This window comes from Pseudomonas sp. B3G-3 (genome assembly GCF_028640915.1).
GTDB lineage: Bacteria > Pseudomonadota > Gammaproteobacteria > Pseudomonadales > Pseudomonadaceae > Aquipseudomonas > Aquipseudomonas chlororaphis_I.
Genome location: NZ_JAQZAB010000057.1, coordinates 163780 through 176708 on the forward strand (window position 1 = coordinate 163780; position 12929 = coordinate 176708).

Sequence of the window (12929 nt, forward strand, 5' to 3'; positions counted from 1 at the left end):
TTTCATGGCCCTCCAAAACAGATCAGGCGGTCGGCCGCCTGTACGGCGTCGTGCAACTGGCCGAGCCCGGAAAGCTCCCAGGGCGCGCTCAGGTTGACGGCCGGGCGCTGGTAGCGTGCGGCTTCCTCCTGGTTCAACACCCCGCGGCGCAGGGCCGCGGCAATGCACACCACGCCATCGAGCTGGTGCTCGCTGACGAAGGTCCGCCATTGCGCGGGCAGGTCCAGCTCGTCCTGCGGGGTGACGATGTTGTCCGATGCGCTGTGCACGCCATCCTGATAGAAAAACAGCCGCACGATCTCGTGGCCACCGGCCAGCGCTGCCTGGGCGAATGCCAGGGCGCGGCGCGAGGAGGGCGCGTGAGCGGCGGAGAAAAGGGCAATGGCGAACTTCATGAAGAACTCTGTCAGCAAACCTGGGGCCATGATAAAGCTTTATGCCGGGCCCGGCGAAGTGGCTTTAGCGCGGCATATAGCCCAGTTGCCAGCGATGGGGGATCTTCAGCGACAACAGCCCCAGCAGCGCCGACAGCAGGCCGCTGACGAACAGGGCCGCGAGGCCGAGATGCTGTTCCAGAACGGCGCCCAGCACGGCGCCGGCGAACATGCCGCTCCAGGGCACCAGCTGCACGCGCCAGCCATTGCGCCGCTCGCCGAGCATCCAGCGGCCCAGGCCGCGGCCAAAGCGCGACAGGGCGCCGGTGACATAGGTCAGGCCCACGGGAAGCCCGTTCACTTCCTCGACGGCGGCATTGAGCATGCCCATGGAGATGATCGCGGCCAGCACGGCCGGTAGCCGTTGTTCAAACGGCCAGGCGGCTGCCGCGCACAGCAGCGTGGCAATGCACAGCAGCAGCGGCAGGGCGCGGCGCCCGCCAAAGCGGCTGACGACTATGCCCAGGGCGTTGCCGGCGATGAAGGTGGCGACCAGCAGCACCAGGTGCAGGGTCAGGGCCAGGTCGGCATCGCTGATGGCGACGGCCAGGCGCGTGGTGTTGCCGCTCATGAAGGAGACGAAATCGCCGGTGGCCATGAAGCCGATGGCGTCGGTCATGCCGGCCAGGACCGACAGGCTGGCGACCAGGCACAGGCCTATGCGGCCGCGCCATTTCTGGCGCCGCAGCAGCTCCGGGTTACTACGAAGGCTGGTGGAAGAGGGCAGCATCAGCGTTGACTCATGGTGACAATGATCCTTTATCGAAGGCCCGAGCGGCGCTCAATCGCGCGGCAGGCCATGTAGCTCGCAATACTCGCTCCAGGGTATGCCGGCCATTTCCGCCACTTCCCGGTGCACTTCGAGCCGCCGCGCGGCAAATTCCTCCGCGCTCTGTGCGGTCAGTTGCAGGCTCAGTTCCCAGGCAAACAGGCCCTGACGTTCCGCCTCGGCCTCGAAGGCTTCGTGCAGTCGCTCGGCGCGGTATTGTTCCTGGGTTTCGCCCCTGGCCTGGGCGGCCAGAGGGTTGAGGTGATCGAGTGCTTCACGAAGCTCCGGGCGCGCCGCGAGAAACTTCTGCAGGGCCACTTCATGCGGGTGTTCGGGGGCGGCCATCGGTGATCCTGGATGGGGTTGGAGGAAGTCGTTTCGGCTTGGGGCTGTGCGAAAGCCCAGCGACCATAACGCCTGGCCGGTCCAGCGTCAAAATGCTCCCGGGCGGAGCTGCCGCGACGGACGGTCGAAGCCATGTCCGCGCCATGCCACTGAGCGGATTGGCTTGGCAAAAATGCGTGTTGGATAACACTTTCCACTGAATGCCTTGGTATGAGCCCCGTTCTTGTGACCTATTCTCAACAGGCACTCTCTCCAAGTGGCGTCGCCAAGGAGGAATTTCTCATGCTCTCGATGGACGAGCTTTGCCAGATCCTGGAGTCCGGTTTTCTGCCGCTTTCCTGCACCTGCACCGTCAACCCCGACGGCTCCCTGGCGATCAAGGTTTTCGAGCCGCAAAGCGGACGGATCGACCTGTTCATTACCAGGGTATCGACCGAGCATCTCACCAGTGTCCGCGCGGCGGCCAATTTTGTCGGTGAGTTGCGGACTGAAATCAGGGCGGGGCGTCGGGCATTTGCCGGCGGTTTCTAGTGATTGAACACGTTGAGCATTGGGCAGGTCGAGCGCGCTTCCTTGCGCGAATGTGGCAGGTGACGTCTGAACGGTTGCGGGGAGGCGGGGCTAGTTCTTTTCAGACAGCTCTCTCCAGTTCGCCAGCGTGACGCCACTGCGCTCGGCGAATGTCTGCATGGTGCGGTAGGTCCCGCCGCAGGGGGTGTCGAGGGTAATCAGGCACCCTGAATGCAGAAAGGCAAGATACCAGGTATCGCTGTCGCTCAATCGCGCGCCCTGGTAGGTGAAGGTCCTTTGCGAACCTGCGAAACAGTAGCGGATTTCGAAAGTCTTGATGCTGTTCATCGCCGCGTCCTTTGGGCTGTATTTGGGTGTTGGCGATTCAAGATATTCCCAAAAGGACGCGTTGGCGTGCACCGCTCATCCGAACTCTATGAACAGTCGCGGTTCGTTCCTCAAATGCTTCGCCGCATTCTCCTGCACCTCACGCGCGCCTGGCTGCAACCGCCCTCAATCGGTGTCATGTTGAGCCAGGTCGTCGGTGATGCTGAACCAGGGCGCCTTGCTCCCGACAAAGACATGGCGGCTGGCACTGACCCGAGGATCGCTGTCCAGGGTCCCCAGGGGGAACCCGGGTACGTGTGGGGCGGCATCAAAACGGGTGAACCATTTGCCTGTTCGGGACGTGATGGGGTTAACGGTTTTTTGACAGCTGTCAGGTGATGATCGCCGGGCGGGGGACCGTTCGGCGAAAGAGGCAGGTGCTGCTAACGGTCGGCGCGGGCAAATGATACATTTCTCGATTTTTTAGGGGTGAGGAAGACATATGCGAGTTTGGCTAGGGGCGTCGCTGATGGGATTGTTGGCCGGGTGTTCGTTACCCACGGCTTTGGCACCGGGCAAGCCGAATGTCAGTGAGCTGACTGGCAAAACGCCAAAAGACTATGCGCAGTGTGTTCTGCCAGCCTGGCAGCGTGAGACGCCCAGGAGCACCCAGGCCGATATCTCCAACGGTTATCGGATCACCGCTCCTGGCAGCCTGGCATCGGATGAGGTCGTGGAAGTGGTGAAGTCGAAGAACGGCAGCCTGGTCTCGCTCTACCAGGGAACACCCTGGGCCAAGTCCGCGGTGCTGAAAAAGGCCGTGCACGATTGCCTGTAAGGCCGCTTCACGCCTTGCGTGAACGACCTGTCAAAGTGACAGCCCGCTGCCGTGGAACCGCAGGATCCCACCCACAAGAAAGCCCTGACTGTTCAGGGCTTTTTTGTGCCGGGTATTCGCCGGGGCTTGTCCGGAGGGCCCAGTTGCTCGCATTCAGGCAAGTTCTTGAATCATCAAGGTGCTTTTCTGCATAAAAACAGGATAAATCTGACAGTTTTTTTGACGGCTTTATCCGTCCAGTAGACAATGGCGCGTTAGCCACCACCCATGATGGCCATTATGTCCGTTTTCAGCAGGAGGGCTGCCAGGGTTGGGGGCGATCCCTGTTGCGATACCCGTGGCCTTGCCGTTGTCAGGCGGTGATCGGGGGCATTGGCAGCAGGCCGATCGTGATACCGGGTGTTGTTGACTCACTCCTTATGGTTGCACCCGACTAGTCTCTCTGTGGGAATGTGGTTTTAGCGGGCGTTTCGGACCGTCGATCGATGCTGTCCGAAGGCGCCCCAACAAAAGAGTGTCACTCAAGTAGCTGAAGCCAATAGCGAATAAGAAGTCAGCGCAGGAGCGACATATAAACTGAGGTCGATAGTGTCATGTCGGCCTTGTGTGCCCACCCTTCAGTTCTTCTGAGTGCGGGAACCCATGGCGGTGCCGGGGCGACTGATGATCGGGAATGGGGGGGCGGATGGCGTTCTATCGTAGGAACTACTGTATGTTGAAAAAAGTGAACACGGCCCTGCTGGGCTTGGCGATGACGATGGGGCTCAGCTCCGCGTACGCCGCCGAGACCAAGAAAGTGGATGTGCTGCTCATCGGTGGCGGCATCATGAGTTCGACCCTGGGTGTCTGGCTCAATGAGCTGGAGCCGGGCTGGTCGATGGAAATGGTCGAGCGCCTCGACGGCGTTGCCGAAGAAAGCTCGAACGGCTGGAACAACGCCGGTACCGGTCACTCTGCCCTGGCGGAACTGAACTACACCCCGGAAAACAAGGACGGCAAGGTCGAGATCGCCAAGGCCATCGAGATCAACGAAGCGTTCCAGATTTCCCGCCAGTTCTGGTCGTGGCAAGTCAAGAACAATGTCCTGAAGAACCCGCGTTCGTTCATCAACTCCACTCCGCACATGAGCTTCGTGTGGGGCGATGACAACATCAAGTTCCTGAAGAAACGCTACGAAGCGCTTCAGGCGAGCCCGCTGTTCGCCGGCATGCAGTACTCCGAAGACCCGGAGCAGATCAAGAAGTGGGTCCCGCTGATGATGGAAGGGCGCGATCCGAAGCAGAAGATCGCCGCCACCTGGTCGCCGCTCGGCACCGACATGAACTTCGGCGAGATCACCCGCCAGTTCGTCGGCCACCTGAAAGCCCAGCCGAACTTCTCGCTCAAGCTGTCGAGCGAAGTGGAAGACATCAAGCGTAACGAAGATGGCTCCTGGCGCGTGGTGTACAAGAACCTGAAGGACGGTACTGAAACCCAGACCGACGCCAAGTTCGTGTTCATCGGCGCGGGCGGCGGTGCCCTGCACCTGCTGCAGAAGTCGGGCATTCCTGAAGCCCAGGAATATGCCGGTTTCCCTGTGGGCGGTTCGTTCCTGGTGACCGAGAACCCGGCGATCGCCGAGCAGCACCTGGCGAAGGCCTACGGCAAGGCGTCGGTCGGCGCTCCACCGATGTCGGTTCCGCACCTGGACACCCGCGTGCTGGACGGCAAGCGTGTGATCCTGTTTGGCCCGTTCGCGACCTTCTCCACCAAGTTCCTCAAGGAAGGTTCGTACCTCGACCTGCTGACCACTACCACCACTCACAACATCTGGCCTATGACCAAGGTCGGCATCAAGGAGTACCCGCTGGTCGAGTACCTCGCCGGCCAGCTGATGCTGTCGGATGAAGACCGCCTGAATGCCCTGAAAGAGTACTTCCCTAACGCCAAGGCTGAAGACTGGCGTCTGTGGCAGGCCGGCCAGCGCGTGCAGATCATCAAGCGCGACGAGCAGCTGGGTGGCGTGCTGAAACTGGGCACCGAGATTGTCAGCGCCAAGGACGGCAGCATTGCCGGCCTGCTGGGTGCCTCGCCAGGTGCTTCGACCGCCGCGCCGATCATGCTCAGCGTGCTGGAGAAGGTTTTCAAGGACAAGGTCGCGACGCCTGCCTGGCAGGCGAAGCTGCACCAGATCGTGCCGAGCTACGGTACCCAGCTCAACGGCAGTCCTGAGCGTGTCGCTCAAGAGTGGGCCTACACCAGCGAAGTGCTGCAATTGACTCCGCCACCGGCCATCGGTCAGACCGCTGCTCCTCAGCAGCCGGCTGGCGACAAGCCGAAAGCGCAAGAGAGCAACCCGTCGGCTGACATGGCTCTGTAATACCCGGCTGCGCCCAACACTGTTGGATGCCGCCAATACCCGGAACCCGCTGTTCGTTCCAGGTTAAAAAAAACGCCGCTCCCAGGAGCGGCGTTTTTGTTTGTGCGGCGCGCTCAAGCGCCTTTGCCCTCGCGTCCTGCGACCCTGCCTTGCGCCCATGGCGCCTTGCTGACCGAAACATCCAGGTCACGCCTGCCCGGGAACTATTGCCGGGGAATCCCTTTCCATAAGCTCGACGCAATGATGCCTGGAGAAGGCGATGTTCAGAGCTGGCTCGTTAATCTCGATCGTCTCGATTCTGCTATCGATCCCGCTGGATGCCGACGCTGCGCCTGGCGCGCAGGCGAACGCGCGGTACTCCAACGATCATGCGAATTGGGAGCGTCTTCCCGTGGTCAACTACTACCAGGTGAAAACGCTGTTGCAGGCTTCGAAGCGGGACTGGAGCCCGACCGCGGCCCTGCCGGCGGACATCAGGCAGAACCTTCGCCGGGGCAGGACGTTGCCCGCGCAGCAATCGCGACGCTTGAACCCCAGGCTGGTCCGGCAGTTGCCGCGTTACGACGGTTACCAGTGGTGGCGCGCGGGTTCCGATCTGCTGCTGGTCAGGACCTCGAATCGGATGATTTTCGACGTCCTGGTCGACGCCTTCCAGTAGGCCTGGCCCCGATCAGAAGTTGATCGAGGCACTCAAGCGCGCGGTCAGGGGCGCGCCCTGGAACAGGTAGCCATCGCCCATGTATTCACCAGCATCGCGCCAGTAGCGCTTGTCGAACAGGTTGTCCACGGTCAGCCGGAACACGGTGTCGTAACCGTCGATCCGGGTGCTGTAGCGGCTGCCGATGTTGAACACGGCGTAGCTGCCGGTCTGCACTTCGCCCTCGCGGTTGGCGTATTTGCGACCGCTGTACTGCACCCCGCCAAGCAGCGCCAAACCGTCGAACCAGGGCAGGGCGTAGTCGCCATAGAGGCTGGCGCGCAGGGTCGGCACGTTGAGCGCCTGGTGACCTTCGTACTCCGGGGTGTCGCTGCCGGTGACCCGCGCGCGGATCGCCGCGACACTGGCCGAGACTTGCAGGCGTTGGGTGGCCCAGCCATTGGCCGAGAGTTCCAGCCCGGTGTTCTTCTGTTCGCCCTGCTGGGTGAAAGTGAAGGTGCCGTCGCCATTCGGCCGGGAATACTGGTAGGCCTGGCGGATCTGGAACAGCGCCGCGGCCAGGCTGATGCGCTGCCAGTCGTATTTGATGCCGGCCTCGATCTGCCGCGACACGGTGGGCGCGAGGATCTCGAAGGCATTGCTGGCGAACCACGGCGCTTCGCCGCCCAGGGACAGGCCCTTGCTGTAACGGGTGTACAGCGCCAGGTTCTGCACCGGCTTATAGATCAGCGCGGCCTGGGGCAGGAACACATAACGCTGGGTGTGGCGGGTGGTGTCGCCCTGGCTGTCGAAGGTTTCCTCGTCCAGGCGTACTTCGCGCCCGCCGAGCACGGTCTGCCAGTGTTCGTTGAAGCTGATGCGGTCGTTGAAGAACAGCCCGTACTGGCGGCTGTCCAGGCGGCGATAGGCGTCGTTGAGCGGTCCGTCGTAGCGGGCGAAATCCGCTGGTTTGCCGTTGATATTGGCGCTGCCGATCATCTGGTTGATCGGGTCGCGCTTGTCTACCACGCGGCGGAACGCGCTGGTCCCGACGCTGAGTTCGTGGCCCAGGCCGGCGGTGTCGAAGCTGCCGCTGAGGACGGCCTGCACCTCATCGTTGCGCCGGGTATCGTCGGGGCTGCGGAAGTCGTAGATGTCGTAGTCGCCCTCGGGGCTGAAGTGATTGGGCACCGTTGTGCCGGCGCAACTGGCGGCGCCATAGCAACCCCAGGCGAACGAGCTGTAGTCGTCGATCACCACCCGGCTGCGCGAGGCGCTGAGGTTGCCTTTCCATTGATCGTTGAAGCGGTATTCGAAATTGCCGTTGAGGTTCAGCGCGTCGGTGCTGACCGGCTTCGAGCCGCTCTGGTGCGCCAGGAGCTTTTTCGGCGAGGCGTGGTGCGGCAGGCTGGAGCCGCCGAGCAACTGATAGCCCGGGGCCGAACGCTGTTCCTTGGTCTGGTACTCGACATCCAGTTGCAACAGGGCGTCGGGGCTGATGTTCCAGTCGAAGGCCAGGGACGCGAAGTCGCGCTGGCCATTGGTGTGTTCGACGTAAGAGTGGATGTCCTCGTGGGCCAGGTTGGCGCGCAGCCCGAACTGCTGCTCGCTGCCGAACCAGCCGCCGACATCGGTGGCCACATAACCGCTGCCGCGATCGTCGGTGGAGACCGTGACCGAGCGCACGTCGGTGGGGCGCTTGGTCACGTAGTTGATCAGCCCGCCGGGTTCGCTGACGCCGCTCTGCAGGCCGTTCAGCCCCTTGAGCAATTCCACCTGCTGCTTGTTTTCCAGGCCGACGTTCTGCTCGCCGGTGATGCTGCGACCATTGATCCGGTAGCTGTTGGCGGCGTTCAGGGAGAAACCGCGCACCGTGAAGTTCTCGTAGTAGCCGACCGGCGCGTAGCTTTCGCCGACCGAGGCGTCGTTCTTCAGCACCTCGCTGAGCAGGCGGGCCTGCTGGTCCTTGATCAAGTCTTCGTTGATCACCGCAATCGAGGCCGGCGTATCGAGCAGGGGAGCCGATTCGAAACCACCGACCGCGGCGCTGCTGGCCTGATAACCGGAGCGGTCTTCGCCGGTCACGGTCAGCGCCGGCAATTCGGTTTCGGCGGCCTGGGTCACGGGTGCGGCACCGGCCAGCAGCAGGCTCAGCAGATTGCGCGCGAACCGCGGGGCGGGCAGCCCCTGGCGGGAGGCCCGGTAAAGCATATCCATGAAAAGCTCCTCGACGATGGCGATCCCGGCCCCGGCGAATACCAGGCACGGAGGTCCAGGCGCGCTCGGGAAAGCATCGTGCTGTTTAAGACGGGGGAAGCGCTGTGTGCCCTGAAGGCGTCAGGCCGGATTTGCTCCGGTGGTCATTGGCAAGACGAAATCCGCGACCCATTCTTGAAGCGCGCCATCATACAAGAGATCGGGCCCGCGGCATGCACGGTCCCTGTAGGAGCGAGGCTTGCCCGCGATCGCGGCCTGCCTGACCCACCGCACTGCCTGGATCGCCGGCAAGCCTGGCTCCTACAGAGGCGATAGCGTGGGGTCGTTCAGCCGGCCTTTCGACTCTGGTGTACCGGGAGCTCGACGCGGAAGGTGGTGCCGACACCGACCTCGCTGCGCACCGAGATGTCGCCGCGGTGCTTCTTGACGATGCCGTAGGACAGCGACAGCCCCAGCCCTGTGCCCTGGCCCACGGGCTTGGTGGTGAAAAACGGGTCGAAGATCTTCTGCAGGCTGTCCGGCGGGATGCCCGAGCCGTTGTCGGCCACTTCGATCCATACGTTTTCGCCCTCGACGCCATTGCGCAGGGTAATGGTGCCCCGTTCGTTGCCCATGGCCTGGGCGGCGTTGACGATCAGGTTCATCACCACCTGGTTGATCTGCGAAGGCAGGCACTCGACCTCCGGCAGCTCGGCGTATTCCTTGATCACGTCGGCCTTGTACTTGATCTCGGCGGCGACGATGTTCAGGGTCGAGTCGATGCCCTGTTGCAGGTTCGCCCATTGCCATTCCTGGGTCGAATCGACCCGGGAAAAGTCCTTGAGGTCCTTGACGATCTGGCTGACCCGGCCGATGCCGTCCTTGGACTCCTTGATCAGCAATGGAATGTCCTCGAGGAGGAAATCCAGCTCGATGTCCGTGCGCAGCTGTTTCAGCCGATCGCGCAGCTCGCTGGCGCCGATCCCGGTTTCGGCGTTGGCGTAAGCCTCGAGCATCTCCTGCAAGCGCTTGAAGTAATTGTCCAGGGCGCCGAGGTTGGAGGAAATGAAGCCGATCGGGTTGTTGATTTCGTGGGCGACCCCGGCGGCCAACTGGCCCAGGGAGGCGAGCTTTTCCGATTGCACCAGCTGGCTTTCCAGCAGCTTGCGCTCGTCGATTTCCCGTTGCAGCGCGGCGCTGGCCTGCTTGAACGCCAGGGTGCGTTGCTCCACCCGTTCTTCCAGCTCGCTCATCTGCAGCTGCGCGCGCAAGGTCATTTCCCACTTGGTGGTGAGGGTGTTGGCCATCTGCTGGACTTCGATATTGTCGAAGGGCTTTTTCAGGATCAGCAGGCGGTCATGACCGTTCAGGCGATCGAGCAACTCGTCCCAGGAGTAGTCGGAATAGGCGGTGCACACCACCACCTGCAGCAGTGGGTCGTGTTTCCACAACTCTTCGATGGTTTGCGCGCCATCCCAGCCATCGGGCATACGCATGTCGACAAAGGCCAGGGCATAGGGCTGGCCCTTGCTCGCCGCCTCCAGCAGTTTGCCCAGGCCTTCCTGGCCACCGTAGGCCGAGTCCAGTTCGAACACCGTGGCGGCGGTTTTCGGCGCACTGCCGAACAGCGTGCTTTCCATTGCATCGAGGTCGGCGCTGTCGCCGGTCTTGGGGGTGAGGATCTTGCGGAAGTCGTCGTGGATCGCAGGGGTGTCGTCGATCAGCAGGACGCGCCGGTTTATCGGGTTGTTCATGACTCACCTTCGGCGGGGATCAAGGGGATCTGCAGGACGAACAGCGCGCCTTTGCCCGGACCGTCGCTGTGGGCGGTCAGGTGGCCATTCATCTCGATGGCCGCCAGTGCGCAACTGTGCAGGCCGAACCCATGGCCTTCCTTACGGGTGGTGAAGCCGTGGGCGAAGATGCGGGTCATGTTTTCCGGGGCGATGCCTTCGCCTTCGTCGCGCACGCTGATCTGCAAGGTTTCGCCGTCGACCACCGCTGCCGCCAGGGTCATGTTGCGCGTCTGGTTGGCCAGGTCGGACATGGCGTACTTGGCGTTGCTGATCAGGTTGATCAGGATCAGCAGCAGGCGGTGTTTGTCGCCCATGATCCGCGGCACATCGGCGTAATCCTTGAGCACGGTCACATGGTGGCGGGTGAGGGCGCCGGAGTTCATGCGCAGCGCGTCTTCGAGCAGTTCGCTGATCGACAGGGGTTCCAGCAGGCTGCTGGCACCCGCATAGGATTGCTGGGTGGCGACGATGTCCTTGATGTGATCGACGCTTTTGCTCAGTTGCGTCAGCTCCTCGGTCATGCCTTGCTGTTCCAGGTCGATGGCCTCGACCAGCTGGTTCAGGTAACCGGGCAGCAACTTGCCTTTTGCATCCTCGGTGAGAAAGCTGCCCAGGTCCTCTTTGTGTTCGTTGATCAGTTGCATCGCCTTGCCCAGCCCCTGGGCCTTGCTGTTGCGCAGCTTGCGGCTGACCAGGTCGGCGGAGATGTTCACGCTGTTGAGCACGTTGCCGACGTTGTGCAGGACGTTGGTGGCGATTTCCGCCATGCCGGCCTGGCGGGCGGTGTCGAGCAGCTCGCTCTGGGTGTCCTTGAGCTGGCGCGTGCGCTCTTCGACCCTTTGCTCGAGTTCGTCGTTGGCGGTCACCAGGGCCCGGTTCATCTGGTTGATCTCGGCAAAGCTGCGGATCAGGCGGATGCCCAGCCAGATCAGCAGCAGCACCAGCAGCGCGGAAAACAGCAGCAGGTAGAAATGGTACTGCTGGTCGACGGTCTCGGCCTGCTGCTGGTCGCGGTTGAGCAGGACGGTGATGTCGTCCAGGCGTTCGTCGACCGGCACCACTTCTATTTCCTCGAGCAGGCGGTTGACCTTGGGTTGCTCGCGCAGGATCAGCCCGACATGGTTGCTGAGGGTATCGATCAGCTCATGGAAGTCTGTGGGCAAGCGCTCCTTGTTGACCGCCAGCTTGTTCAGGCCCACCAGGATGTCCGCGGCCCGGTCGGCGGAGGTGACCTGGGCGAACTCCAGGCTGCTGAGCAACAGGTCGTAGGTATCGGTGGCGATGTTCTGCAACTGCAATTTGTCCACGTCCTGCAGTTGCGCCAGCTCCTGCTGGATGTCGTCCTCGGCGGTCGGCAGGAAGGCCAGGGAGTTGCGCAGCACGGAGTTGTGCGACTTGAACTGTTCCACCAGCCGGGTCTTTTCCTTTATCGCGCTCAGGTAGCCGTCATGGGCGTTGCGCCACAGCGGCGAATCGTTGCGCTGGTTCTGCGCCTCTATCGAGTCGAATTTCTGCCACAGGCGCGTCATTTCGCCCAGGGGTGAAACCAGTGGGTCGTAGTTGTGGGTGATGGCCACCCTGGCCTTGAGTATTTCGTTCTCCCACAGCGAATCCTGCTGCTTGATCTGGCGGATCAGGTCGCGGGATTCGGTGTAGGTCACGGTCTGGTCGGACCTGGACTTGAGGTAGAGAAACAACAGGATCGAAGCCAGCAGGACCGCCAGGGCGGACAGCAGCAGGATGCTCACGCGACGGGATACTTTCATAAGGGTTTGCCTTCCCACTCGCCGGTCAGGGTCTTGAGAAACTTGACGATCAGGCGTTTGTCTTCCTCGGACGGTGTACGCCCCAACTGGTACTTGAACATCACCGTCACGGCGCCTTCGAGGGTGGCTTGCGAACCGTCGTGGAAGTACGGCGCGGTGACCGCGACGTTACGCAGGCTCGGTACCTTGAACACATTGCGGTCTTCTTCTTCGCCCGTGACATTGAACCGTCCCAGGTCGGCCTCGGTCGGATTGCCCCGGGCCGCGAAGTAGTCGCCGAGCACGCCGAATTTCTGGAACATGTTGCCGCCGATATTCACCCCCTGGTGACAGGCGATGCAGCCGTATTCCTGGAAGCGCTGGTAGCCGTACTTTTCCTCGATGTCGAGGATCTCGGTGTTGCCCGCCAGGTACTGGTCGAAGCGCGAGTTGACGCTGAGCAGGGTGCGCTCGTAGTCGGCCAGGGCGCCCTGGATATTGCCCTGGGTCACGGCGTCGGGGTAGGCGTCGGCGAAGGCGGTGCGATAGGCTGGGTCGTCGGCGATACGCTGTACCACGACTTTCCAGTCGCTGCCCATTTCACTGGGGCTCTGCACCACGATATGCACCTGATCTTCCAGGGTCTCGACCCGACCGTCCCAGAACTGATGGAAGTTCAGGCTGGCGTTGAACACGCTCGGGGTATTGACCACCACCGGCTTGCCATCGAAACCCAGGGAGTGCGGGACGGTGTCGGCACCACCTTGGTCGAGGCGATGGCAACTGGCGCATGACAGGCTGTTGTTCACCGACAGGCGTGGGTCGTTGAACAGTCGTCGTCCCAGTTCGACCCGTTTGCTGTCCAGCACCGGAACTGCGGGGAGGGGTTTGAGCGGTCCTTCCAGTGGCGCAGCCGCGGCGCCTGGAGCGAACAGCAAGCCAGTCGAAAGGAGTAAGACGAGTGACAACATGG

Annotated in this window: 12 protein-coding genes; 4 read left to right on the forward strand and 8 right to left on the reverse strand. The window is 62.3% G+C overall.

What is annotated here, in order from left to right; translation table 11 throughout:
* Positions 1 to 2: 2 nt before the first annotated feature.
* From tusD to PVZ80_RS01885, 3 genes are all read right to left on the reverse strand, one after another.
* Entirely contained in the window at positions 3 to 395 is a 393-nt protein-coding gene (gene tusD / locus PVZ80_RS01875; protein WP_009049761.1) for a sulfurtransferase complex subunit TusD, read from the reverse strand.
* A gap of 64 nt (positions 396 to 459) precedes the next feature.
* On the reverse strand, positions 460 to 1164 hold the full coding sequence (locus PVZ80_RS01880; protein ID WP_009049760.1) for a YoaK family protein: 705 nt from the start codon (positions 1162 to 1164) through the stop codon (positions 460 to 462).
* Between the two features lie 51 nt (positions 1165 to 1215).
* Positions 1216 to 1548, reverse strand: a complete 333-nt coding sequence (locus PVZ80_RS01885; RefSeq protein ID WP_038633616.1) for a DUF6388 family protein — start codon at positions 1546 to 1548, stop codon at positions 1216 to 1218.
* A gap of 282 nt (positions 1549 to 1830) precedes the next feature.
* On the opposite strand from PVZ80_RS01885, the gene PVZ80_RS01890 reads away from it, so the two are divergent.
* On the forward strand, positions 1831 to 2079 hold the full coding sequence (locus PVZ80_RS01890) for a DUF1652 domain-containing protein (protein WP_009049758.1): 249 nt from the start codon (positions 1831 to 1833) through the stop codon (positions 2077 to 2079).
* 90 nt (positions 2080 to 2169) lie between these two features.
* Here the strand turns inward: PVZ80_RS01890 and PVZ80_RS01895 are convergent, their stop codons facing one another.
* Positions 2170 to 2406: a DUF6555 family protein gene (locus PVZ80_RS01895; protein WP_009049757.1), complete on the reverse strand. Its 237-nt coding sequence runs from the start codon at positions 2404 to 2406 to the stop codon at positions 2170 to 2172.
* A gap of 481 nt (positions 2407 to 2887) precedes the next feature.
* Here PVZ80_RS01895 and PVZ80_RS01900 point away from each other — a divergent pair, with 481 nt between their 5' ends.
* From PVZ80_RS01900 to PVZ80_RS01910, 3 genes are all read left to right on the forward strand, one after another.
* Entirely contained in the window at positions 2888 to 3223 is a 336-nt protein-coding gene (locus tag PVZ80_RS01900) for a hypothetical protein (protein WP_016701875.1), read from the forward strand.
* 712 nt (positions 3224 to 3935) lie between these two features.
* Positions 3936 to 5582 (forward strand): malate dehydrogenase (quinone), encoded by a 1647-nt coding sequence (gene mqo / locus PVZ80_RS01905; RefSeq protein ID WP_038633613.1) that lies wholly within the window; start codon positions 3936 to 3938, stop codon positions 5580 to 5582.
* 259 nt (positions 5583 to 5841) lie between these two features.
* A complete protein-coding gene (locus tag PVZ80_RS01910) occupies positions 5842 to 6240 on the forward strand; it encodes a hypothetical protein (RefSeq protein WP_016701874.1) in 399 nt (132 codons plus the stop codon).
* Between the two features lie 12 nt (positions 6241 to 6252).
* Here PVZ80_RS01910 and PVZ80_RS01915 read toward each other — a convergent pair whose 3' ends face one another.
* The 4 genes from PVZ80_RS01915 to PVZ80_RS01930 all read right to left on the reverse strand — a co-directional run bounded on the left by PVZ80_RS01915 (position 6253) and on the right by PVZ80_RS01930 (position 12927).
* Positions 6253 to 8436, reverse strand: a complete 2184-nt coding sequence (locus tag PVZ80_RS01915) for a TonB-dependent siderophore receptor (protein ID WP_273863360.1) — start codon at positions 8434 to 8436, stop codon at positions 6253 to 6255.
* A gap of 326 nt (positions 8437 to 8762) precedes the next feature.
* Positions 8763 to 10169: an ATP-binding protein gene (locus tag PVZ80_RS01920; protein ID WP_016701872.1), complete on the reverse strand. Its 1407-nt coding sequence runs from the start codon at positions 10167 to 10169 to the stop codon at positions 8763 to 8765.
* Positions 10166 to 11977 carry a DAHL domain-containing protein gene (locus PVZ80_RS01925; protein ID WP_028682825.1) on the reverse strand — a complete coding sequence of 604 codons (1812 nt, stop codon included), beginning with the start codon at positions 11975 to 11977 and terminating at the stop codon, positions 10166 to 10168. The genes PVZ80_RS01920 and PVZ80_RS01925 overlap by 4 nt, the downstream gene beginning before the upstream one ends.
* The gene (locus PVZ80_RS01930) at positions 11974 to 12927 is read right to left on the reverse strand and encodes a cytochrome-c peroxidase (protein ID WP_103331607.1); all 954 of its coding nucleotides are present in this window, start codon (positions 12925 to 12927) and stop codon (positions 11974 to 11976) included. Before PVZ80_RS01930 ends, PVZ80_RS01925 begins: the two co-directional genes overlap by 4 nt.
* Positions 12928 to 12929 lie beyond the last annotated feature (2 nt).